Source organism: Acinetobacter sp. WCHA45 (genome assembly GCF_002165255.2).
Taxonomy (GTDB): Bacteria; Pseudomonadota; Gammaproteobacteria; order Pseudomonadales; family Moraxellaceae; genus Acinetobacter.
In genome coordinates, this window is sequence record NZ_CP028561.1 from 2,331,797 (window position 1) to 2,355,198 (window position 23,402).

Consider the following 23,402-nt stretch of genomic DNA (forward strand, 5'->3'; position numbering starts at 1 on the left):
ATAGTTAACATTAATTTGCTAATAAGTTAACATTATTCCTGTTATTAATTTCATAAGAAATGCTCATCATGACAAGACCATACGAACATTTTGAAAATTGGATGAAGAAAGACAGTAAAGCTAAGGAAGATTTCATCCAAAAAAATAAAGATGCATGGAGCAAATTAATCCCAAAACAATTTACAGTGTCTATATCCCAACCCCAAATCCTATTCGGTTATGATCAAGAACAAGCCATACTTTCGACAAAAGAATTTGTCGCCGCATCTAAAGATTTCTATGAAACCATTCGTAAAAAATTTAGGGAGCACAAGCACCAAACCTCTAAACAGCACAAAAGCCGTATTCAGGCAAGAATAAGTAAAAGCTCAACATCCAAGCTTGAACAAATCAAAAAAAAGCTTGAACATAGCAGTGCTTCAGGGACACTTGAACATGTCATTAATAGTTTTGATGAAGACAAATTAAAGCAACAAATTCAAATTAATAAATTACAGGAACAAATTCAAAAACTGCGAGATTTTGAAGCATATCTAAATAGTAAGCACAAATTAGAGCTTGAGACAGCACATGCACTCAATCAGAAAATTCAGGATTACTTATTCAGCCAATGGGTTTCAACCCAGCAAAAATTGGAAGTCCTAGAAAACCAATTTCCGAATGAAGATGACCTTGACCAAATTTATGCTTCTCAAAGTGACGAAGGAAAGGAGAACTCTCGCAGGATAATAAAATCAAATTTACAATCTGATTTTAATAACAACCTTCTCCGCATAAAAGCGACACAGGAACTCAAATCAGAAACCACAAATCCCCTTCATACAACTCTTGCGCCTATTTCCGAAAACGATTACCCACTTATTTATCCACGACCTTCAGGATTTACTAAACAAGGGGAAATTAGTCATAATGACATAGAAGAAAAAACTGATAACAAACAGAGAGCTGTGCCAAAGTACCTTACAAACCCAATAAAACCATTCACCAACAAATAAGCTTAAATTGAATTCAATATTTCCTTCAATATTTCAGGTTGTCCCCTCAACCAATGGATGATCGTTTCATCTAAATAAGCAGTGTTGTTATATGGTATATTATATTTCAAATCCTTTAGCTTTGATGAAGGGTGTTTAGAATGAAGGATACTGTCTAGTTTTTTAAGTTCATCTTGAAGATTTTTTACTTTGTTAGCTTTTACAGCAGATGATGCTTTTTTACGTTTTATTGCATTCTCTAAAAATGGTTCAGACTTGAGTTCATCATCTTGTTCAAGTTTATGAAGCTCAGCCTGCTTGAGGTCAATTTCAGACTTAATCCAAATGAGATCATATTTTTCAAACTCTTTTAGTAATATAGGTATGATTGAAGTGACCGCCTGATTCAGGTTATCCCATTTACGACCACGTTGAGCTACTTGCTCACGTAAAATTCTGTATATTATTTCTCGTCTTGGGTATAAATTTTTGGTATGGCTTGCCACCGCTGCTTGTGTTGCTTTAGCTTGCCTTTCAAGCGTCGTATCGCAGATTAAATACAACTTTCCACCTAATGCATCTACATACGCCATTAAAATATTTGAGTAACGATTTTTTTGGAGCGTCTTTTTTAACTGCTCCATATCTTGTCTTAAGCTATTGATCTGCACTAGAAGTTCAAAAATTTGGACAGGCTTAAAAGGAATTGATTTAATATCACCACTCACCTCTATCAGACTTAAGGCTTGCTCACTGAGTGAAAAATCATTATCTTTCATTCGAAGCATAATTTTTTCTTTCATAGCTGCATATAATGGATTCCCAAACTCTGCCACCAAATCACACTGATAGTAGTAACAGAAATTTTCAACAATGTTCTGTTCAAGTAATGCTAAATCTGAAGTTATTTTTGATTCCATAATTTTTTAATCCATTATTTAACAAAACATTATAACCTGATAATGCTAAAATTTTTTTATACATGAGTACTGATCTACTTTAATCCTTTTCTAAATTTTATAGTGACCTCATCAACAAACGGAACTAATGACTTAAAAATACGCGTTGCTCTCTGACCTGTATTTAAAGCTAGAAATTAGTTCTTTCATCTAATTGTTATGACTACAAAAGGATCAAAGGTATGGGCTACTTAACATCTAAAGAAATTCGCCACAAACTTAAAAATTGCTCTCCTTCAACATTATGGCGTTACCAACAACCCAATCAAAAAATGTTCGAACAACCGATGCCACAACCTATTAAGAAATGCGTTGGCTCTACTAGCCTTTGGGATGAAGAAACGTTTAACGAATGGCTAATCAAATATTTCAATAACAACCAAATGAGTAATCTGTCTAGCTAGACAGATTACTTAATTTTTTCCACCATTTTTTATAAGCCTTCGACATCTCTTTTTGATAATCATAATAGTCATATGTCCCCTGTTCCCCAGGCATCACATGACCAACCATCAGTTCCGCAACATCCCTACTTGTAAACGCACTGAAATTTGTCCTTGCTGTACGCCGTAAATCATGCATAGACCAATGATCCATTTCAATTTTATAATTCTTCCTTGCAAATTGCATGAAGTTATAAGGGGTATCTGTTGGCCCACTACGCCCCATTGGCTCTTTGCCATTTTCATGTGGGAAAATGTATTCAGAATTACTCAAATCCATTGCCGACTGAAGCCACGGTTTAATTTCATCAATAATAGGTCGGACAATATCTCCTTTACTTTCTCCTGTCTTATGATTTTCATACGGTACTGTCCATGTATTTTTACTAAAATCAAAATCTGATTTCCGTGCAAGCCTCAACTCACTATATCGATTGCCATAAAACAAACATAACTTGAGAAATAAAACATTCCTTAATGATGTTCTAGACTCATCACAAATTTTAAAAATTAAAGACAACTCATCATCTTGTAATACTCGAACAGTTTTATTTTTCTTAATATTCAAGTCACGTTTTCCAGTGATATGTCTTATAGGGTTTTGCTCAATTAATTTTCGATTGATCCCCCAATCCAAACACTGCTTTGTATTCGTAAGAATGCGATCAGTTATCGATGGTGACTGTTTAAATTGCTCTTCTAGTAAATCTAACCACATATGTAATGTGATTTGCTCAGCAGGTATGCTACCTAACTTTGGGAAAACATAAAGTTCAAATGATCTCAAATATTGATCTGCATTCTTTTTATTAGGAATACTATATTTCGCATGCCACTCACGAAATAACGCTTCAAAAGTTATAGCCTCTGTGATCTTGTGAAGTTCTACTTTTTTATGAATACGTGGGTCATGTCCCTTTTCTAAAATTGCTTTCATTTTCTGCAATTCAATACGAGCTTCTTTAAGGCTCATATTTGGATAGGTTCCCAAGTCTAAACGAGCTTGCTTATCGTTATATCGAAAACGCATCTGAAAAGTGAGCTTTCCTTTTTGTGATACACGAACGCTCAATCCATCTTGATCAGGCTCTGTATGTATAGCTGAACGTTCACGATCTAGATTCTTCTTAAGCCAAGTATCTGTTAAAGGCATTTTACTCCACCTGTGTACATATTTTTTTCAAGTAGCTAATTCTAGAAAATATGTACACACATATGTACACAAACATACTGACTAGACTTGAAATCCATTGAACGGGGTTGAAAGATATATCAGATAAAGAATAGCAATATTTTTATATTTTTACAGTACTTACAATGATTTTATTATTATATTTGAAATAGGTTGAATGGGCTTGAATAGATATCAAATATTTGGGTGGGAAATGATCGCAAAGGTACGTCGTTGGGCAACCTGTGCCGCTAATTCGTCTTTAAAATTCATGAGAAAAATCTTCAATATGTACACAGTTACGTACACATGACTTGATATGTACCATAACTGAAAAGTGAGAATTCGAAATTGGCGCAATTGTAGCAGATTTAGTGAACTTGTTTATTGATTGTTGATAAGTACCAAGTTATCCACACAAAGCTTTATTTGTTAACAACCGAATTGAAATTGAACTATAAACAGACTTATGACACCAAGCAATGCCGTCAGGCCATTGCAGATCGGCAAGCACATGCGGTGATTCCAACTAGAAAAAATGCGAAACCATGGAAAGATACAAAGACCAGCTCGCTAGAGCGAAACGAATGACTTCGAACAGTTAAACATTTAGGCAGGACACTATGGAAAAAATGGTCAAACTATCATCACCGAAGTTTGCTAGAAACCAAGATGCACTGCATCAAATTATTGGGTGATAGGCTTAGTGCAAGGCATTTTCATAACCAAGTCAATGAGATTCATGCACGTGTGGCAGTATTAGATAAATTTACGGAGTTGGGGCGACCTCACATCCAAGTAGTCACTTAAATTTGGATAACTTGGGACAAGTTTAGTCTTTGAATGTTTGTGCAACAAAGCACTTATCCGACAAATAGTTCAGTTATAAATTGAAATTATGATTAAGAATCATTATTATTCTCAAAATTTTTCTCATATCTGTGTGAACGATTATGTCTTTTATCAAATCACGTAAGAAATTAGTATCTTCCGCAATCGCATCTTCACTCTCCGTGATTGCAGTACCAGCCATCGCTCAAGATCAGCCAGTACAACTCCCAACAATTCATACCCAAGCAGAACAAGAACAAGGTCTTAAAGTAGACCAATCCTCAAATAGCAAATTTGTCGTTCCTCTTTTAGATACACCAAAATCTGTTTCTGTTATTTCAAAGCAGCTTATTGCAGATACTCAAGTTACAAGTCTTTCTGATGCTTTACGTACAATTCCTGGTATTACTTTAGGTGCTGGTGAAGGTGGTAATCCAAACGGCGACCGCCCTTTCATTCGTGGCTATAACTCAGAAAGCTCAATGTATGTAGATGGCATTCGTAACTCAACATCACAAAACCGTGAGATGTTTGCAGTTGAACAAGTTGAAGTTACAAAGGGTTCTGCCTCTGCTTTAGGTGGTGCAGGTACTTCTGGCGGTAGCATTAACATGATTTCTAAAGTTGCTAAAAAAGGCGATGCTTTAGAAGGCTCGATCTCAGGGGGTACAGATAATTATGCACGTATCACTTTAGACGGAAACAAAGATTTTAATAATGGTGTCGCAGCTCGTGTGGTGGTCATGGGTCATCAAAACGAAAAAGCGGGACAACATGATGGTGCTGAATATAAACGTGCAGGTATTGCACCAAGTATTACCTTTGGTTTAGATACAGCAACTCGCGGCACCTTGAGTTATTACTACCTTAAAACCGATGATATTCCAGATTCTGGTATTCCATATAACAATCCATTTTCTTCAAATGCTGATCCTAAAAAAGATTTTACTCATTTGAATGGCAATGGCAAACCGATTGATGTTCAACAAGGCAGTTACTATGGTTGGAAAGATCGTGATTTCCAAAAACAAGAAAATCAGTTTGGCACATTCAAATTAGAGCATGATTTAACCGATAACCTAACGCTGAGTAATACAGCTGTTTACACAAAATCTAAGAATGATTATCTGTGGACTAATCCAGATGATTCTAAGGGTAATTTCTATAACAAGACTACGGGTGCTTTAGATGGCTCAGTTTGGAGACGTACGAACTCTCGTGTTGCAGATACGGACGGCTTTACAGATCAACTTGCTCTAACAGGTAAGTTTGATACAGGTGCATTTAAACACCGTTTTAATACAGGTGTTGAGTATAGCGATCAAAAAACTGATCGTACTCAATATATTTTAAACGGCTTAGATTCAACAGGAAGCGCAAATAATACGTGTAACGCTACTGCAATTGCTTCTGGTTGGTGCACGTCAGTGCAGAATCCAAGTAATGTTCCGTGGACAGGTCATATAAGTACTGATGGTGCTGATCGTTACAATATTCGTAGCAAAAACCAATCTGTTTATTTCCTAGATAATATCGAGTTAAGCCCACAATGGCTTTTGGACTTAGGTGTTCGTTGGGATAAATTTGAAACTAAACAAACCATGACTTATGGTGCACGCAATAATGCCGTGACAGGTCTAAATAATACAAAAATCACAGCTAAAGCTGGTGATCAAGTTACTATTGAAAACAACAAAGATTTCTTTAACTACCAAGCTGGTTTAACCTTTAAACCAGTGGAAAATGGTTCTATCTATGTCAGCTATGCAACTTCAGCAAATCCTGTGGGCGTAGACGGTGGTGATGGTTCAGAAGGGATTACTGCTGCAATTCAAAACCTAAAACCTGAAGAAGTTAAAACATATGAATTAGGAACAAAGTGGGATGTTCTTAATGATAAATTAAACCTCACAGCAGCAATTTTCCGTACTGAAAAAACCAATACTCGTGCTACAGCTGAAGATGGCACCACTCAAAATATCGGCGAAACACGCGTTGATGGTATTGAGCTTGGCGTAAACGGAAATATTACTGAAAAATGGGCTGTTTCTGCGGGTTACACCTATTTAGACAGCGAACTTGTCGATGGTGGTTACACCAATGTAGGTAGTACGACAGCCCCTGTTTACCAAGCAAATCCAAGTAATGGTAATCAAGTACAAAACGTTGCAAAAAATAGCGCTACGCTTTGGACGACATACCAAGTCTTACCGGATTTAACATTGGGTGCTGGTGCTGTCGCAATGGATAAAGTCTATGGTAATGCCACGAATACCAAGTGGGTTCCAGGTTATGTTCGCTATGATGCAATGGCGCGTTATAACGTAAATAAAAATGTTGATTTACAGCTTAATGTAAACAACTTATCTGATAAGCGTTATTTCACTAAAGCATATTCATCACACTATGCAACTGAGGCGGAAGGTCGCAGTGCGGTATTGTCTGTGAACTTCAAGTACTAAAATATAAAAAATCCATGGTTTAACGATGGATTTTAATAAAAAACAGCCTCGTGACGAGGCTGTTTTTTATTATCTTAAGGAAAAGCGATAAACACTATAGATTACGTTGATTGACGCGCTTTGACAGTTCTTCAGCGGACTCTTTCCGTTCAGAATAACGGTCTGTTAAATACTTGCTCTGCCCTCGCGTCAACAGTGTGAATTTATATAATTCCTCCATCACATCTACGATACGATCATAGTAAGACGATGCTTTCATACGACCATCTTCTTCAAACTCTAAAAATGCTTTTGGAATAGAAGATTGGTTCGGTATGGTAATCATCCGCATCCAACGACCAAGTATGCGCATTTGATTTACACTGTTAAATGACTGTGATCCACCACTAACCTGCATCAGAGCAAGCGTTTTACCTTGCGTTGCACGAATCGCACCACCTGCCAGTGGAATCCAATCAATTTGCGATTTAAAGATTGAACTCATCGAACCGTGGCGTTCAGGTGAACACCAAACCATACCTTCAGCCCAAGCCAATAATTCATGTAGCTCTTTCACTTTCGGATGTTCAGTATCTGCATCTTCTGGCAGAGGCAATCCTTTAGGATGAAAAATTTTAACCTCAGCACCAAATTGCTCTAAGATTCTCCCTGCTTCCATCACAGCTAAGCGACTGTAAGAGCGCTCACGATTAGAACCATACAACAATAAAATTCTTGGAGCATGATCTAACGCTTTTGCCTGTACTTTCTCTAATGTAGGCTGATCAAGCAGACTCATATCAATATTTGGCAGACTCATCACGATTACACCGATTTAAAATACTTTTTTCTTAACCACAAGGACACACTAACTAAAGCAATCAATACAGGAACTTCAACCAAAGGACCGATCACTGTAGTGAATGCCACTGGCGAAGCTAATCCAAATGTTGCAATAGCGACAGCTAACGCCAATTCAAAATTGTTGCCTGCTGCAGTAAAAGAAATTGCAGTGGTTTTAGGATAGTCATTGCCCATCCATTTGCTCATAAAGAAACTAATGAAGAACATCACTACAAAGTAAATCGTCAGAGGAATTGCAATACGGATTACATCCAAAGGTAAGCTGACAACATCACTACCTTTCAAACTAAACATCGCGACAATTGTGAAAAGTAAAGCAAGCAGACTCAAAGGACTAATTTTTGGTAAAAAAACAGTTTGATACCAATCTAAGCCTTTAGCTCGGACGAGAATCAATCGTGTCATAAAACCTAGAAAAAATGGAATCCCAAGATATACCAATACCGCATGCGTAATAGTCCAGAAGTCGACATTAATGACTTGTCCTGCAATGCCAAAATACGGTGGCAAGAAGGTTAAGAATAACCACGCATAAGTACTGAAGAATAAAATTTGGAAGATACTATTAAATGCAACAAGTGCTGCTAAATATTGGTTATCACCACAGGCTAAACCATTCCAAACTAAAACCATTGCAATACAACGTGCCAAACCGATCAAAATCAGCCCAGTCATGTATTCAGGATAATTATGTAAAAACACAATTGCGAGTACAAACATTAATACTGGAGCAATCAACCAGTTTTGCACCAAAGATAAAGTTAAGGTTTTTTTATCTTTGAACACTTCAGGCAAAGCAGCATAATCCACTTTTGCCAAAGGTGGATACATCATCAAAATCAAACCAATCGCGATAGGAATATTGACCGAGTCGACACTCATTTTATCGAGCGTTACCGAAGCCTGAGGGAAAAATACACCGATGGCTATTCCTAGTGCCATGGCAATAAAAATCCAAAGCGTAAGATTACGATCTAGAAAAGATAATCTTTGTTGAGCCATGATGTTCTCATTCAATCTCAGAAATTTTATTGATCGCAGCAATTAACTCTGGACGAGTCATACTCTCAGTATCCATTGCAAATAAAGCATCTAAACGGCGATTGATATGATCAACAGTCACTTGGAATACTTTTAATTTTTCTTCTTTCGGCAAGTCTAAATGCGAAGGATCTGCTAAACCCCAATGTGCTTTGATCGCTCCACCTAAATAAAGAGGACAAGCTTCTTGTGCTGCAGAATCACATACGGTAATTACCACATCAGGTTGATATTGTTCACAGTCATCAATCGTTTTGCTCCACAAACCCTCAGTTGATAGATTTAAGCTTTCTAAAGTCTCGATCGTCAAAGGATGAACTTGGCCAGATGGCTTACTTCCTGCACTATATGCTTTCCAACCTGCTGCTGCACGATGATTAAATAACACCTCTGACAAAATGCTACGGCAACTATTTCCAGTACATAAAAATAGAAATTTCATATTCAAATTACTCACAATAACTTTTTAGAGATAAAGACGATAAATCCTGACTTGTTGACGATGAACCGTTGACTAAAAGAGCCAAAATATCATGGCACCATATCGGCAGTTCTGGATTGATGCTGTAATACACCCACTGACTTTGTCTTCGATCTTGTAGTAAGCCAGATGACCTTAATAAGGCTAAATGTCTCGAAATTTTTGGTTGGCTCAAGTTTAATTTTTCAGTCAAATCACAAACACATAGTTCTTTATTTTCCGCCACCAAAGTGACAATACTGAGACGTGTTTCATCAGACAAACACTTAAAGAAATTCACTCGATCCATTTCCAACCTCAAATACTGAATTATTATTTAATTAACACGCTGACCATTTTCATCAATCACCTGTTCACCATCCTCTTTGGAAAAAGCACCTTGTTGTGCAACAGGTAAAATATCCAGTACCAACTCCGATGGTCTGCATAAACGAGTACCCTGACTCGTCACAACAAAAGGACGATTAATTAAAATAGGATGTTCAAGCATAAATCCGATTAATTCATGATCTGTCCAAGTCTCACGATCCAAATCAAGTTCACAATAAGGATCAACATTCGTACGGATCGCAGCCCTTACAGACAAACCAGCATCACTAATCAATTGAATAAGTTCAGATTTTGAAGGAGGATTCAGTAAATATTCAATCACGATAGGTTCAATACCTGTATTGCGAATTAATCCGAGTGTATTTCGAGATGTCCCACATGCAGGATTGTGATAAATCGTAATTTGTTGTTGAGTAGACATAATGAGTACAAACATTTTGAATTAATGATAGCGACTTTATATATGAATATTCATATATACGCAATACCATATATTAAGATTGATAAGCTCACTTCCCTATACACCCCATGCCTAAATAAGTATTTTTGAGCAATTTACGACCATGTGATATTCGAAATTGATCATTTTCAAAAATAAGTTAAGCAGATGAGTCAGTGAGCAAATGCTTTTTTTCTTCTAATATGCCGCTACACAGTTGCAACCGTAGAGTTCTTGCACGATGACTCAATTGCCTAAAGTTAAAGATACCTTTGTTAACTCTAAAACAGCCCAATCCATCTTAAAAACGCGTGCGGGTAAACAAGCCGCACAAGTTTTTTCAAATGCGGCGGATCGTTTCTTGAGAGGACATCAACTGGCATTGTCAGGAAAGACACCTTTTGAAGTCGTTTATGAACGTGAAATTATTAGTTTACGGTTTTACAAGGCAGATGTAGAAACAGGTGAAAATAAACACCGTGTCCCTCTCGTCATTATTCCCCCATTAGCAGCCAATACCTTAGTGTTCGATTTGTTTCCTGATCGTAGTCTAATTCGTTATTTTCAAAGCAAAGGTTTTGATGTGTATATGATTGACTGGGGCACACCAAGCCGTAGACAAGCCAAATACAATTTCGGCACCTATATCAAAATCTTTATGCCCGACTTTATCAACAAAATTCGTGAACATAGCGGGCAACAGCAACTATCATTATATGGCTGGAGCCTAGGTGGAGCGATCTCTCTTTGCTACACGTCATTATTTAAAGATAAAAATATTAAGAATTTAATGATTTTGGCATCACCGATTAATACCCATCAATCAGGTTATATTGGTAAGCTCTATCAAAAGTTAAACACACCAGCGCAATGGGTGCGAACCAATACCAATTTCCGAATCCGTCAAATTCCTAGCCGCTATTTTCATATTCACGGTTGGCAAAATACGCTCGGATTTAAGCTCACAGATCCCGTGGGTAATTTTAAAAATTATTGGCAATTACTGAAAAATTTGAACGATCGACAGTTTGTCATTAATCACGCAACTTCAAGTTCATTTGTTGACAATATGCTCGCCTATCCTGGGGGTGTAATGCGCGATATCATTTTGCGCTTTTGGATCGACAATGAACTTTCGACTGGTGTGGTTCAATTTGGTGAGCAAACCGCTTATTTTAAAGATATCGATTGTTCAGTTTTAGCGATTGGCGGTGATACTGATATTATCGTCACAGCTGAAGCGGTCAAACCATTAATGGATTTAATCAGCAGTCAAGATAAGCAATTCGAGATTGTTTCAGGAGGACATATGGGGTTGGTTTCAGGAAACCAAGCACCTCTACATGTTTGGCCTGTCATTACCAACTGGCTCATTCCACGCTCTGAATAAAGCAAATAAGATTGTCAAATATTGAGTCTATACTCAATGTTTGACAACTCATCAAATCTGCTTAACACAGTCGTTTAAGCAAAGTTATGAGTTCGGTTTAATACTAGATTCTCAACATTCACAGGACGACCTAACAGATATCCCTGCAATTGATTGCATCCAAGGTGTGTCAAAATATCCGCTTGCTCCTGCGTTTCAACCCCTTCTGCAGTCACTACCAATTCCAGTTTCGCAGCCAAGTGAATAATACTTTCTAAGATTGCTTCTTCTTTCGAATTAGGCTGTAAATCAATTAAAAAACCGCGGTCAATTTTAAGCTCATCGATTGGTAAATCTTTTAAATAAAGAAAACTCGAATAACCTGTACCAAAATCATCAATTGCAATTCGAATCCCTAACTTTCTCAATCGCTCTAAGGTACGAATACTCGATTCGATATGATGCATCGCTGTTGATTCTGTGATTTCTAAAATGAGATGTTCAGGTTGAATTTGATATTTATCTAAGAGCTTTTCTAATACACAAAACAGTTTTTTATTTTCAAATTGCAAAGCCGAAAGATTGACTGAGATCGGATAAAAAAGACTATTACTCTGTTCCCATTTTTGGATCTGTTGGCAAGCTTGCTCAAGTGCCCAATATCCCATTGGAATGATCAAACCTGTCTTCTCAGCTCCCTCTATAAACATTTGCGGAGTTAACAATCCCAAAGTTGGATGCTTCCAACGAATCAGAGCCTCTACTCCACAAATTTCATAATTGACCGTAAATTTCGGTTGATAAAATAAGATAAACTGTTGTTCATCAACAGCTTTATAAAGATCATTAATTAATTTGGATTGACTACGCACATCTTGTTGATCACTCGCAGAATGGAAAATAGTAAAGGTATTACGTCCTTGATCTTTAGATGCCAACATCGCGACATCTGCATTGATCAAAAGGTCTTGAACATTCGTACCGTGTTCAGGATAAATCGCAATGCCCAAACTGGCTGAAATATTTATCTCTTTATTTGCAATTGAATAACTTTCTTGAATGGCATGTAGAACTTTCTCTGCTAACTCTATCGCCTCATTTGCATCAGTATGCTCTGAGATTAAAACAAACTCATCACCACCAATTCTAAACAGCTTTTGATTTTGGCTGAGTTTCTGATGTAATCGATTAGCCATTTGGATTAATAACTGATCACCAATGTGGTGTCCAAAAGCATCATTAACAGACTTAAAACGATCTAAATCAATATATAAAAATGCAGCTTTTTGTTCTTTTAAACGATGATGACTAAAAATTACTTCAGCATAATCTGTTAAGGATAAGCGATTTGGCAGTTTAGTTAAGGAGTCATGTGAAGATTGGTTGGCTAACTCGCGATTAATTTTTGTTAATTGTTGGTTGCGCTCCTCTAGTCTCGCTTCTAAAACTGCAACGGCGAAACCAGCAACAAAGACTAAACTCGTAATAAAAATAATCGTAAATAACAGCACACTTTGATCAGTTTGAGCAGCACTTAAGATCATCGCTACTCGTTCATCAAATAATGTCGCAGCCATTCCAGTATAATGCATTCCCACAATACTAAATGCCATCAATAAAGCGATAGTCAGTTTCAAAACTGTACGATGGGCAGTCGCTGTCTTATATTTAAAAATAAACCAAAAACTTAATGCAGAGCCAAAAATTGCAATCAAGATCGAACTAATGACCAAAAGTGGATCATAGTGTAGTTGATGATCGGTAAATGAGAGTGCAAGCATTCCTGTGTAGTGCATTCCTGAAATGCCTAAGCCCATAAACACAGCACCTAAAACCAATCGCGGAAGAGGTAATGTAGGTCGAGTTGTTAACCACACAGCAAATATAGAAGCCACTGCACCAACTAAATAAGACAATGCAGTCAAACTAAGATCAAAGTGATAACCTTCTGGCAAATGGCTAGCCAGCATTCCAATAAAATGCATTGCCCATATTGCCAAGCCTAAAGTCAACCCACTCGTTACTAAAATGCTTTTCTCCAACTTTTTATAAGCAGCTTTAAAAACGAGTTCTTCCATTGAAACTGCAGCATAACAAGTCGCTACTGCAACCAAAATGGAAGCGATGACCCATGTGCTATCGTAATCAACGTTAACCATAAAGGACTTCCATGCTTATTCAGTATTTTTTTTTATTTATTGAGCGAATTGCTCAAAATCAGAACGATCATTAACACTCAAAAAAGATACAAATGGTGTATTCATAAAATTTCCTTAACAATAACATCATCTAGTATAAGTTCAAGTCTTTTTCATTTTATAAATCAATAGAATAAAAACACATATTCATTTCAAACCAATGAAAATTATTGTTTTTTTTACTGAAATTTTAAAAGCAACCAACAATTATAAAAGATGCACTACCTTTCATAAATAATCTAAACATGTATATAGTATGCCTTTTTATCATGCTGTTTGCTATAATTCTGTTATTAAAAAAGACTAAGAATATGAAGTTTTTTATATTGAAAGCAAATAAGTGACTACACTCCTTATCAGGTAATTTATTTTTTATACTCTCAGTAACATCTTAAAAATTCTGCTTACTTCCATACGAGCCGTGAGAATTAACTTAACAACCTAAACGGCAAGATTAGGCTATCATCACAAGGTACAGCACTTTAAGTGATGCAATAAAAAAGCCCTTGTATAAACAAGGGCTTTTAAAGATTAAACTAAAACTTAGTTCTTCTCTTTGTCTACGATTTTGTTCGCTTGAATCCAAGGCATCATCGCACGTAACTTGTTACCCGTTACTTCGATACCATGCGCAGCATTTTGACGACGACGAGCAGTCATAGATGGGTAGTTTAATGCACCTTCTTGAATGAACATTTTCGCATATTCACCAGATTGGATACGTTTCAATGCATTACGCATTGCTTCACGAGATTGTTCGTTGATTACTTCAGTACCAGTTACATATTCGCCGTATTCAGCGTTGTTAGATACAGAGTAGTTCATGTCCGCGATACCGCCTTCGAACATTAAGTCAACGATCAATTTAAGCTCGTGTAGACATTCGAAGTACGCCATTTCTGGAGCATAACCAGCTTCAACAAGAGTCTCGAAGCCCATTTTAACAAGTTCAACAGCACCACCACAAAGAACTGCTTGCTCACCGAAAAGGTCAGTTTCAGTTTCTTCACGGAATGAAGTTTCGATGATACCAGTACGACCACCGCCTACACCTGAAGCGTAAGAAAGCGCAACGTTACGTGCATTACCAGAAGCATCTTGGTGTACAGCGATTAGATCTGGAACACCTGAACCACGTTGGTATTCAGAACGTACTGTGTGACCAGGTGCTTTAGGTGCAACCATGATTACGTCTAAGTCAGCACGTGGAACAACTTGGTTATAAAGAATAGAGAAACCGTGAGCAAATGCTAAAGTTGCGCCTTGCTTGATGTTTGGCTCAATTACATCACGATAAAGTTGAGATTGGAACTCATCTGGAGTCAAAATCATCACTAAGTCAGCTTGAGCAACAGCCGCTGGAACTTCAGATACTTTAAGACCTGAATTTTCAGCTTTTTTCCAAGATGCTGAACCAGCACGTAAACCAACAGTTACGTCAACGCCAGAATCTTTCAAGTTAAGTGCATGAGCATGACCTTGTGAACCATAACCAATGATTGCAACTTTTTTGCCTTGGATGATTGATAAGTCACAGTCTTTATCGTAAAAAATTTGCATCTGTTTTCTCCGCTAAAATTTTTGTCATTTCCCTTGTCATACAAGGATAGATTCTTTGAAACTTCCCAATTCTTGCATTTCTATATGAAGAATTGGGGAAGCGATTAAATACTTAAAACTTTTTCACCACGTGCGATACCAGACACACCAGAACGTACAACTTCTAGAATGGTATTTTCAGCAAGTGCATCAATAAAACCATCAATCTTTTCAGTTGTACCTGCGATCTGAATCGTATAAGTGGTTGGTGTTACATCAACGATTTGGGCACGGAAAATATCAGCTGTACGCTTAATTTCCGCACGAGCAGCACCTAAAGCTTTCACTTTAATCAACATAAGCTCGCGCTCAATATGTGCACCTTCTGACAAATCAACCACCTTAACCACTTCAACTAATTTATTCAGTTGTTTTGTGATCTGCTCGATTTTGTGATCATCACCATAAGTTGTCAGCGTCAAACGAGATAAAGTTTCATCTTCAGTTGGCGCAACGTTTAAAGTCTCAATGTTGTAACCACGTTGAGAGAATAAACCGACCAAACGAGAAAGCGCGCCTGCTTCATTTTCTACAAGTACAGAGATAATGTGTCTCATGCCGTGCGCTCCCCTTTACCTAACCACATATCTTTCATCGACTGACCTGCAATCAACATTGGATAAACATGCTCTGTACGATCAACCATGACATTAATGAATACACATTTATCATTAATTGCCATTGCTTCAGCCAGTTTAGATTCCAATTCATCTGCATGATTGATTTGAATACCTACGTGACCATAAGCTTCCATCAATTTTGCAAAATCAGGTAAAGAATCTACATAAGAGCTTGAATGACGCCCTTCGTAGTTCATATCTTGCCACTGCTTCACCATGCCTAAAGCTTGGTTATTCAAGCAAAGAATTTTCACATTTAAGCCATATTGCTTACATGTTGATAATTCTTGGATACACATCTGAATTGATGCTTCACCTGTAATACACACGACTTGTTGATCTGGGAATGCAAGTTTCGCTGCCATTGCATACGGTAAACCAACACCCATCGTACCTAGACCACCAGAGTTAATCCATTGGCGTGGACGCTTGTATTTGTAGTACAAGGCACCAAACATCTGGTGCTGACCTACGTCAGACGTAATGATCGCTTCACCATTGGTCACACGATCAAGCGCTTCCACCACTTGTTGTGGTTTCATTTCACCATTTTGAGCCGCTTCATAGCGTAAGCCATGAACTTTACGCCACTCATTAATCTGAGACCACCATTCAGCAATTGCTTCAGGATTTGGCTTAGACACATTCATCTGTTTAAGCTGAGCTAACATTTCTTGAAGAACTGGCTCAACCGCACCAACGATAGGAATGTGCGCCATGATCGTTTTAGAAATGGTCGCTGGATCTACATCAATATGAATAACTTTCGCATTCAAACAGAATTTCGCAGGGTTATTGGTTACACGGTCATCGAAACGCGCACCAATCGCCAAAATCACGTCTGCATTGTGCATCGTCATATTGGCTTCATAAGTACCATGCATCCCTAACATACCCACAAATTGTGGATCATTACCTGGGAAAGCACCTAAGCCCATCAAGGTATTGGTCACTGGATAACCCAATAGATGTGCAAGTTCAGTCAATAGTGCAGAAGCATTACCTTGAACAACACCACCACCTGTATAGATAATTGGGCGTTTAGCAGTGATCAGCTCATCAATTGCTTTGCGAATTTGACCTGAATGTCCACGTGAAGGCGGTTGATATGAACGCATCTTCACTTTTTCAGGATATTCGTAGGCAAATTTTTCTGCTGGATTGGTGGCATCCTTAGGAATATCAACAACCACTGGGCCTGGACGACCAGAAGAGGCAATATAAAATGCTTTCTTAATAATGGCAGGAATTTCGCTGGCGTGACGCACTTGGAAACTGTGCTTTACGATTGGACGAGAAATACCAACCATATCTGTTTCTTGGAATGCATCTTCACCAATTAGGTGACTTGCAACTTGCCCTGACAAAATCACCATTGGGATTGAGTCCATATAGGCAGTTGCAATAGGAGTAACAGTATTTGTTGCACCTGGACCAGAAGTCACAAGAACAACACCTGTTTTACCAGTTACGCGCGAGTATGCATCTGCCATATGACCAGCAGCTTGCTCATGACGTACAAGGTAATGATTAATTTTGTCTTGTTGAAAAAGCGCATCATAAATATGTAAAACTGCGCCGCCTGGATAACCAAAAACATGCTCTACGCCTTCGTCCGCAAGCGCACGAACGAGCATTTCACCACCAGATAAAAGTTCCAACGTGATTCACCCTAGTGTTAGTACAATTTATGGGAGACATAAATTGTATTTTCATTCATTAACTTATGCACTTTTCTAAGTGTGCGTATTCTACTCGTTTTTGCTGCAATAGGAAAAATTTTCTGACTCATCAGCCGTATAAGCTGTTATTACATCTCGAATCAAAATATGTTGGGATAAACATATTTCAAAAAATCATTCTCTCGGCTAGAAAGAATGTCCATTGCAAGCCATGACATTTATCCGAAGGGTGATCAAATAAACGCATATAAAACTAAAGCATGCATTTTTGTTGCTTTCATATACAAAGTCAATAACAAAGAAAAGGTTTTTTAAGAATATTTTTTAGCTGTTGCTTTTTTAAGCACTATTCACGCATTTTTTGAATGTAGCACCACCCCATTTATCAAATAACTATTTTCTTTTTCAGTAAAAATAGGCATTGTTATTCACGCATAAAAGCACTTTGATCGAATGTAGACAAAATTCTCTTGGGGAGATCAAATATGACATCAAATCATTTAAAAACAAGCTTATACACTTTAGCAGCGACAGCTATGCTTCTAAGTTCTAGTCAAAACCATGCACAGCAATATTACAAATGGGTCGACGCTAGTGGCTCCACTCATTACACAGCCACTCCACCTCCAAAAGGTGCAAAACGTTTAGATAAAGTCACAACCTATGGTAGCCACAACTACAGTTCCAGCAATCCAACTAGTACAACAACACAAGCAACTCAAACGCCGCAAAGCGATACAAATCAACAAAACAATTCATCAACTACGAATATGCCTACCGATAATTCTAAGCCTGTTCCAACAGTAGAAGCACCAAGTGTATCTTCGAATTCAGTTGTAAAAGTTCAGCCAAAACTTTAAAAAATAAAATTCGATTAAGGTGATGAAATAAGACATCACCTTAATTCGTCTATAAAACGACTAATCTTATTTACCTATGAAAAACATCTTTCATCTAGTCATAGTAATATTTAGTGTACCAAACGAAAAAGTGAAGTAGCTGATCAAAGAAGACGTAGAAATTAACCAACTCAAGAACATCAAATCGATAAAAGCACTGAAATAGAACCACTGATACTCAATAGCCAGAAGATAAAATCTTGCTCTAAAAACTGACATTCGCCCCTATTTTGCGCTATGCTGTGCGGCAATCTTAACTTTAATTTTTGTTGTATCGCATATCCCTATGACGACTTCTCACATTGACTCCGAATATCAAGCAAGTGCCATTGAGCCTCAAGTTCAACAAGACTGGGACAATCGCAAAGTTTTTAAAGTTGCAGACACTGTAGAGGGCAAACATCGCTATATCCTGTCGATGTTCCCTTACCCAAGTGGCAAGCTGCATATGGGGCATGTGCGTAACTACACCATTGGTGACGTGATCAGCCGTTTTTACCGTCTAAAAGGCGAAACGGTATTACAACCAATGGGTTGGGATGCGTTTGGTTTACCTGCTGAAAATGCAGCGATCGCTCATCAAGTTGCACCAGCAAAATGGACATTTGAAAATATCGCATATATGCGTGACCAATTAAAGAAATTGGGCTTATCCGTCGATTGGGATCGTGAGTTTGCGACCTGTACACCAGAGTACTACCACTGGGAACAATGGTTATTTGTTCAACTTTATAAGAAAGGCTTGATCTATCGTAAGCTTTCAACCGTGAACTGGGACCCAGTAGACCAAACAGTGTTAGCCAACGAGCAAGTTGAAAATGGTCGTGGCTGGCGTTCAGGTGCATTAGTTGAAAAACGTGATATTCCAATGTACTACTTCCGCATCACCGACTATGCACAAGAATTATTAGACGATCTAGATACCTTGAAAGATGGCTGGCCACAACAAGTGTTGACCATGCAGCGTAACTGGATTGGTCGTTCTACAGGGATGGAAATTACCTTCCCTTCTGCCAATACTGAAATCTATGCAGATGGTTTAACCGTTTATACCACGCGTGCTGATACTTTGATGGGTGTAACTTATGTTGCGGTTGCAGCAGAACACCCTCTTGCGCTTAAAGCAGCGGAAAACAATCCTGAATTAGCTGCATTTATTGAAGAATGCCGTATGGGTTCAGTCGCAGAAGCAGACTTAGCCACGGCTGAAAAGAAAGGTATGGCAACAGGCTTATCTGTTAAGCACCCAGTCACAGGTGAAGAACTCCCTGTTTGGATTGCCAACTATGTATTGATGTCATACGGTTCAGGTGCTGTGATGGCTGTGCCAGCACACGACGAACGTGATTTTGAATTTGCCAACAAGTTTAACTTGCCAATCAAACAAGTAATCGATGCTAAAGGCACTGATGATGCTGAATACTCAGTTACTGAATGGCAAGAATGGTACGGTTCTAAAGATGGCAAATTGGTGAATTCAGGCGACTTCGACGGTTTAGATTTCCAAGCCGCGTTTGATGCTTTCCTTGCAAAATTAGAACCACAGAACTTAGCAAATGCTAAGGTTCAATTCCGTTTACGTGACTGGGGTGTATCTCGTCAACGTTACTGGGGTTGTCCAATTCCAATGATCAACTGTGATACTTGTGGTCAAGTCCCAGTGCCAGAAGATCAATTGCCAGTGGTATTACCAACAGATGTAGTTCCAGATGGTTCAGGCAACCCATTGAACAAGATGCCTGAATTCTATGAAACTAAGTGTCCTTGCTGTGGTGGCGATGCACGTCGTGAAACAGACACCTTGGACACCTTTGTAGAATCCTCTTGGTATTATGCTCGCTATGCATCTCCAGATTTTACTGGCGGTATGGTAAAACCTGAAGCGGCTCAAAGCTGGCTTCCTGTGAACCAGTATATCGGTGGTGTAGAACACGCAATTCTGCACTTACTTTATGCACGTTTCTTCCATAAATTGATGCGTGATGAAGGCGTAGTACAAGGCAATGAACCATTTACTAACTTGCTCACCCAAGGCATGGTGTTGGCAGACACCTTCTACCGTGAAGCAGAGAGTGGCAAGAAAACTTGGTTTAACCCTGCTGACATCGAATTAGAGCGTGATGAGAAAGGTCGCATTCTATCTGCGAAATATTCGGGTGATGGTCAGGAAGTTGTGATCGGCGGACAAGAAAAAATGTCTAAGTCGAAAAACAATGGTATTGATCCACAGGCCATTATTGACCAGTACGGCGCAGATACCGCACGTGTCTTTATGATGTTCGCTGCACCACCTGATCAATCTTTAGAATGGTCAGATGCAGGTGTTGAAGGGGCTAACCGTTTCTTGAAACGTGTATGGCGTTTGGCTGCTGGTTTCTTGGAAAAAGACAATCAAGCGACTGCAATTGATACAGCAAACCTCTCGAAAGACGCGCAAGATTTACGTCGCAAAACCCATGAAACCATCCAGAAAGTGGGTGATGACATTGAACGCCGTCATGCGTTCAATACTTCTATTGCGGCATTAATGGAGTTATTGAATGCGACCAATAAGTTTGAAGCAAAAGATGACAATGATGTAGCTGTTGCACGTGAAGCAATTACAACTTTATTGACTTTACTTGCCCCATTTGCACCACATTTAAGTCAAACACTTTTAGCACAGTTTAGTATTGATATTAATACCACACTGTTCCCACAAGTGGATGAATCAGCGTTAACCCGTAATACGCAAACGATTGTTGTACAAGTGAATGGTAAACTTCGTGGTAAGTTAGACGTCGCAGTCGATATCTCTAAAGATGAGTTATTGGCTTTGGCAAAAGCACTGCCAGAAGTTCAACAATTCTTAACTGGTCCAACCAAGAAAGAAATTGTAGTGCCAAATAAACTTGTTAATTTAGTTGTTTAATAATTCTTTCTAACCTCTCTTAAATATAAGAGAGGTTTTAATCCTCTACCAAAGAGGAATTAGAATAGATTTGATTAGAGGAATAAATATGCACTTAGCACAACGTTTAGCTGCTATCGTTTTAACTTTAGGTCTAAGTGCAGGCTTAGTTGGCTGTGGCTTTCATTTAAAGGGAAGCTATCCAACGGCAACACCATTGGTTTATAACAAACTAACTTTGGTTTTACCTGACAATACCGATGAACTCGAGAATCGTCTCAGCATCTATCTCAGTGCTACGGGCGTACAACTCAGTAATGCCAATGATGCCTATGTACTTCGTATCTTAGATTATACCCCTCGTCGCCAGTTATTGAATGGTAAATTGACTGAAGTACTACTGCGTTTAACCGTGACTTTCCAAATTGAAGATCGTCAAGGCAATAAAATCACAGAACCACGTACACTCACTGCATCTCGCACGTACCAATATGATGTGGCAACTGTAAATACAGATAACCAACAAGAAGCGTACCTGAACCGTATCATTATTGATGATATTGCCCAGCAAATTACGCGTCAAATTGCAGCAAATCGTTTACCCAAAGCTCAACCATAATTACTTTTTATGAAGTTAGATTATGTTCAAGCATTAAAACGCATTACAGAAGCCCGTGGTGCATGGATCATTCATGGGCAAGAACCCTTGCTTGAGCAAAACTTACTTGATGGATTTCGTAAAAGTTGGCAACAGCATGAAGTTGAACGTCAGCGTTATGACATCAGTAGCGTCAATGATTGGAAAAATGTTTTTAATGCGCTGAATAGCTTATCGCTGTTTTCTCAGCAACTCGCCATTGAAGTACATGGCAATATCAAGCCTGATGCCAACGGCCTAAAACTGCTGAAAAACTATATTCAACAGAATGAACATAACTTATTGCTCATCGTTTTACCTAAACAAGACAGCAGCAGTTTAAAGTCTGCCTTTTTCCAAGTCGTGGAGGCCAATGGTGTTGTGGTTTCTTTGACCGCAACTTATCCACAAGACCGACAAAAAATCTTAAATTTAGAAGCAGAAAAAATAGGCATTCAACTAGATCATGATGCTTGGCAATGGCTGATGCAGCACCATGAACATAATCTATTGGCTGCGAAAAACAGCCTAATGCGTGTGGCAGATACCTTTCCTGATATACAAAAAATTCAGATTGAGCAGCTATATGCTTGTTTGCAAGATCAATCACGTTATACCACTTATGATCTGAGCGATGCGCTACTTGCTGGTAACTTCGCGCAGTCCATTAAGATTTATCAATATTTGATTGCAGCTGGTGAACCTGACAGTCTAATTTTGTGGACATTGAATAAAGAAATGCATCTTCTGATGCAACTCTTTGAGCAGCCCCATAATGCGATACAAATTGGTATTTGGAAAACTAAAGTATCCCAATATCAACAAGCTTTACGTCGTCTAAATCCAAGACAGTTCTTGCTTTGGCCTGAACTATTGTTGCGAATTGATGCTGCAATCAAAGGGATGTCTAAAGAAAACTCAGAGCATCTTATGCTACAGGCGGTCGGAGAGTTATGTGGCAACCGCCTGTTTCCATCATAATTTTAGCTAAATATACGAGAGAACCAGCTCTTTGCTTTGGTTTGTTCTTGGGTGCGTAAATATCGAATCATATTATCACGCACAGCATCGACATAATCCTGATCATCGTGCTGTATATGATTAATCAACCACTTGGACAGAAGTCGATATAGGTCATTTTCAACTGCCTCGCCTCTTTCAAAGCGCTGACGATACTCATTTAGTCTTTTGACAAATAAATCATGTATACCTTTATGCGAAGGTAAATATTGATAATTGACCTGCATTAATAAATTTTCTTCAAAGCTAAAATGTGATTGCGTGTAATCAATCAGATCTTCCAATACTTCTTGGATTTTAGAACGATGACCACTCACCCGAATTTCTTCTAATCTATTGATATAATCCAATATTTGACGATGCTGATGATCAATCACATCAATACCGATATTAAAGCTTTCTTGCCATTCCATTTTATTTCCCCTGTGAATTTTCCTGTTAAATCACTTGTACTTATTGGCATATTTCTTATGATTTTATTACTTAGATTAAAACCATAAAAAAAATATGGGAT

20 protein-coding genes and 2 pseudogenes are annotated in these 23,402 nt (G+C 38.2%); 9 read left to right on the forward strand and 13 right to left on the reverse strand.

Features of this window, described 5'->3' with window-relative positions; genetic code table 11:
* Positions 1–68 precede the first annotated feature (68 nt).
* Positions 69–995, forward strand: a complete 927-nt coding sequence (locus CDG55_RS12625) for a hypothetical protein (protein WP_017395852.1) — start codon at positions 69–71, stop codon at positions 993–995.
* A gap of 2 nt (positions 996–997) precedes the next feature.
* Here the strand turns inward: CDG55_RS12625 and CDG55_RS12630 are convergent, their stop codons facing one another.
* On the reverse strand, positions 998–1,894 hold the full coding sequence (locus CDG55_RS12630; RefSeq protein WP_017395853.1) for a hypothetical protein: 897 nt from the start codon (positions 1,892–1,894) through the stop codon (positions 998–1,000).
* A 221-nt stretch (positions 1,895–2,115) separates the two neighbouring features.
* Here CDG55_RS12630 and CDG55_RS12635 point away from each other — a divergent pair, with 221 nt between their 5' ends.
* Positions 2,116–2,337, forward strand: a complete 222-nt coding sequence (locus CDG55_RS12635) for a hypothetical protein (protein WP_002045477.1) — start codon at positions 2,116–2,118, stop codon at positions 2,335–2,337.
* On the opposite strand, the gene CDG55_RS12640 is transcribed toward CDG55_RS12635, so the two are convergent.
* On the reverse strand, positions 2,330–3,529 hold the full coding sequence (locus tag CDG55_RS12640) for a tyrosine-type recombinase/integrase (RefSeq protein WP_004782009.1): 1,200 nt from the start codon (positions 3,527–3,529) through the stop codon (positions 2,330–2,332). The two genes, CDG55_RS12635 and CDG55_RS12640, sit on opposite strands and share 8 nt — an antisense overlap.
* Positions 3,530–3,748: 219 nt before the next feature.
* Positions 3,749–3,820 (reverse strand): annotated as a pseudogene (locus tag CDG55_RS15665) (hypothetical protein); the annotation flags it as partial.
* Positions 3,821–4,015: 195 nt separating this feature from the next.
* Between CDG55_RS15665 and CDG55_RS12645 the strand changes: the two are divergent.
* Both CDG55_RS12645 and CDG55_RS12650 read left to right on the forward strand, forming a co-directional pair.
* A pseudogene (locus tag CDG55_RS12645) lies at positions 4,016–4,357 on the forward strand (transposase); the annotation flags it as partial.
* Positions 4,358–4,500: 143 nt separating this feature from the next.
* Complete coding sequence (locus CDG55_RS12650) at positions 4,501–6,840, forward strand: TonB-dependent receptor (protein WP_087536363.1); 2,340 nt, start codon at positions 4,501–4,503, stop codon at positions 6,838–6,840.
* A gap of 94 nt (positions 6,841–6,934) precedes the next feature.
* Here the strand turns inward: CDG55_RS12650 and arsH are convergent, their stop codons facing one another.
* The 5 genes from arsH to arsC are packed head-to-tail and all read right to left on the reverse strand — an operon-like array spanning position 6,935 to position 9,956.
* On the reverse strand, positions 6,935–7,639 hold the full coding sequence (gene arsH / locus CDG55_RS12655; protein ID WP_087536362.1) for an arsenical resistance protein ArsH: 705 nt from the start codon (positions 7,637–7,639) through the stop codon (positions 6,935–6,937).
* 5 nt (positions 7,640–7,644) lie between these two features.
* The gene (gene arsB, locus CDG55_RS12660) at positions 7,645–8,685 is read right to left on the reverse strand and encodes an ACR3 family arsenite efflux transporter (protein ID WP_087536361.1); all 1,041 of its coding nucleotides are present in this window, start codon (positions 8,683–8,685) and stop codon (positions 7,645–7,647) included.
* Positions 8,686–8,692: 7 nt separating this feature from the next.
* Entirely contained in the window at positions 8,693–9,166 is a 474-nt protein-coding gene (locus CDG55_RS12665; protein ID WP_087536360.1) for an arsenate reductase ArsC, read from the reverse strand.
* 7 nt (positions 9,167–9,173) lie between these two features.
* On the reverse strand, positions 9,174–9,494 hold the full coding sequence (locus CDG55_RS12670) for a metalloregulator ArsR/SmtB family transcription factor (protein ID WP_004955595.1): 321 nt from the start codon (positions 9,492–9,494) through the stop codon (positions 9,174–9,176).
* Positions 9,495–9,521: 27 nt separating this feature from the next.
* A complete protein-coding gene (gene arsC, locus CDG55_RS12675) occupies positions 9,522–9,956 on the reverse strand; it encodes an arsenate reductase (glutaredoxin) (RefSeq protein WP_162620841.1) in 435 nt (144 codons plus the stop codon).
* A gap of 259 nt (positions 9,957–10,215) precedes the next feature.
* Here arsC and CDG55_RS12680 point away from each other — a divergent pair, with 259 nt between their 5' ends.
* Positions 10,216–11,364 (forward strand): alpha/beta fold hydrolase, encoded by a 1,149-nt coding sequence (locus CDG55_RS12680; RefSeq protein WP_087536358.1) that lies wholly within the window; start codon positions 10,216–10,218, stop codon positions 11,362–11,364.
* A gap of 74 nt (positions 11,365–11,438) precedes the next feature.
* On the opposite strand, the gene CDG55_RS12685 is transcribed toward CDG55_RS12680, so the two are convergent.
* From CDG55_RS12685 to CDG55_RS12700, 4 genes are all read right to left on the reverse strand, one after another.
* Positions 11,439–13,502 carry a putative bifunctional diguanylate cyclase/phosphodiesterase gene (locus CDG55_RS12685; RefSeq protein ID WP_087536357.1) on the reverse strand — a complete coding sequence of 688 codons (2,064 nt, stop codon included), beginning with the start codon at positions 13,500–13,502 and terminating at the stop codon, positions 11,439–11,441.
* 582 nt (positions 13,503–14,084) lie between these two features.
* Positions 14,085–15,101 (reverse strand): ketol-acid reductoisomerase, encoded by a 1,017-nt coding sequence (ilvC, locus tag CDG55_RS12690; RefSeq protein ID WP_087536356.1) that lies wholly within the window; start codon positions 15,099–15,101, stop codon positions 14,085–14,087.
* Between the two features lie 104 nt (positions 15,102–15,205).
* Positions 15,206–15,697: an acetolactate synthase small subunit gene (gene ilvN / locus CDG55_RS12695; protein WP_005162601.1), complete on the reverse strand. Its 492-nt coding sequence runs from the start codon at positions 15,695–15,697 to the stop codon at positions 15,206–15,208.
* Complete coding sequence (locus CDG55_RS12700) at positions 15,694–17,421, reverse strand: acetolactate synthase 3 large subunit (protein WP_087536355.1); 1,728 nt, start codon at positions 17,419–17,421, stop codon at positions 15,694–15,696. Before CDG55_RS12700 ends, ilvN begins: the two co-directional genes overlap by 4 nt.
* 506 nt (positions 17,422–17,927) lie before the next feature.
* On the opposite strand from CDG55_RS12700, the gene CDG55_RS12705 reads away from it, so the two are divergent.
* From CDG55_RS12705 to holA, 4 genes are all read left to right on the forward strand, one after another.
* Positions 17,928–18,302 (forward strand): DUF4124 domain-containing protein, encoded by a 375-nt coding sequence (locus CDG55_RS12705; protein ID WP_087536354.1) that lies wholly within the window; start codon positions 17,928–17,930, stop codon positions 18,300–18,302.
* A gap of 325 nt (positions 18,303–18,627) precedes the next feature.
* Positions 18,628–21,252: a leucine--tRNA ligase gene (gene leuS, locus CDG55_RS12710; RefSeq protein ID WP_087536353.1), complete on the forward strand. Its 2,625-nt coding sequence runs from the start codon at positions 18,628–18,630 to the stop codon at positions 21,250–21,252.
* An 88-nt stretch (positions 21,253–21,340) separates the two neighbouring features.
* Positions 21,341–21,850 (forward strand): LPS assembly lipoprotein LptE, encoded by a 510-nt coding sequence (gene lptE / locus CDG55_RS12715; RefSeq protein ID WP_005218406.1) that lies wholly within the window; start codon positions 21,341–21,343, stop codon positions 21,848–21,850.
* Positions 21,851–21,859: 9 nt separating this feature from the next.
* Positions 21,860–22,849, forward strand: coding sequence for a DNA polymerase III subunit delta (gene holA / locus CDG55_RS12720; protein WP_087536352.1), 990 nt, complete (start codon positions 21,860–21,862; stop codon positions 22,847–22,849).
* A gap of 2 nt (positions 22,850–22,851) precedes the next feature.
* Here holA and CDG55_RS12725 read toward each other — a convergent pair whose 3' ends face one another.
* Positions 22,852–23,301 (reverse strand): bacteriohemerythrin, encoded by a 450-nt coding sequence (locus CDG55_RS12725; protein WP_087536351.1) that lies wholly within the window; start codon positions 23,299–23,301, stop codon positions 22,852–22,854.
* Positions 23,302–23,402 lie beyond the last annotated feature (101 nt).

Bases quoted from the DNA above. Each gene is read 5' to 3' on its own strand.
- ilvN (WP_005162601.1), bottom strand. From the start codon at position 15,697: ATGAGACACATTATCTCTGTACTTGTAGAAAATGAAGCAGGCGCGCTT.
- CDG55_RS12635 (WP_002045477.1), top strand. From the start codon at position 2,116: ATGGGCTACTTAACATCTAAAGAAATTCGCCACAAACTTAAAAATTGC.
- CDG55_RS12685 (WP_087536357.1), bottom strand. From the start codon at position 13,502: ATGGTTAACGTTGATTACGATAGCACATGGGTCATCGCTTCCATTTTG.
- CDG55_RS12725 (WP_087536351.1), bottom strand. From the start codon at position 23,301: ATGGAATGGCAAGAAAGCTTTAATATCGGTATTGATGTGATTGATCAT.
- CDG55_RS12705 (WP_087536354.1), top strand. From the start codon at position 17,928: ATGACATCAAATCATTTAAAAACAAGCTTATACACTTTAGCAGCGACA.
- CDG55_RS12640 (WP_004782009.1), bottom strand. From the start codon at position 3,529: ATGCCTTTAACAGATACTTGGCTTAAGAAGAATCTAGATCGTGAACGT.
- leuS (WP_087536353.1), top strand. From the start codon at position 18,628: ATGACGACTTCTCACATTGACTCCGAATATCAAGCAAGTGCCATTGAG.
- arsC (WP_162620841.1), bottom strand. From the start codon at position 9,956: ATGTCTACTCAACAACAAATTACGATTTATCACAATCCTGCATGTGGG.
- CDG55_RS12630 (WP_017395853.1), bottom strand. From the start codon at position 1,894: ATGGAATCAAAAATAACTTCAGATTTAGCATTACTTGAACAGAACATT.
- ilvC (WP_087536356.1), bottom strand. From the start codon at position 15,101: ATGCAAATTTTTTACGATAAAGACTGTGACTTATCAATCATCCAAGGC.
- arsH (WP_087536362.1), bottom strand. From the start codon at position 7,639: ATGAGTCTGCCAAATATTGATATGAGTCTGCTTGATCAGCCTACATTA.
- CDG55_RS12650 (WP_087536363.1), top strand. From the start codon at position 4,501: ATGTCTTTTATCAAATCACGTAAGAAATTAGTATCTTCCGCAATCGCA.
- CDG55_RS12670 (WP_004955595.1), bottom strand. From the start codon at position 9,494: ATGGATCGAGTGAATTTCTTTAAGTGTTTGTCTGATGAAACACGTCTC.
- lptE (WP_005218406.1), top strand. From the start codon at position 21,341: ATGCACTTAGCACAACGTTTAGCTGCTATCGTTTTAACTTTAGGTCTA.
- CDG55_RS12680 (WP_087536358.1), top strand. From the start codon at position 10,216: ATGACTCAATTGCCTAAAGTTAAAGATACCTTTGTTAACTCTAAAACA.
- CDG55_RS12665 (WP_087536360.1), bottom strand. From the start codon at position 9,166: ATGAAATTTCTATTTTTATGTACTGGAAATAGTTGCCGTAGCATTTTG.
- holA (WP_087536352.1), top strand. From the start codon at position 21,860: ATGAAGTTAGATTATGTTCAAGCATTAAAACGCATTACAGAAGCCCGT.
- CDG55_RS12625 (WP_017395852.1), top strand. From the start codon at position 69: ATGACAAGACCATACGAACATTTTGAAAATTGGATGAAGAAAGACAGT.
- arsB (WP_087536361.1), bottom strand. From the start codon at position 8,685: ATGGCTCAACAAAGATTATCTTTTCTAGATCGTAATCTTACGCTTTGG.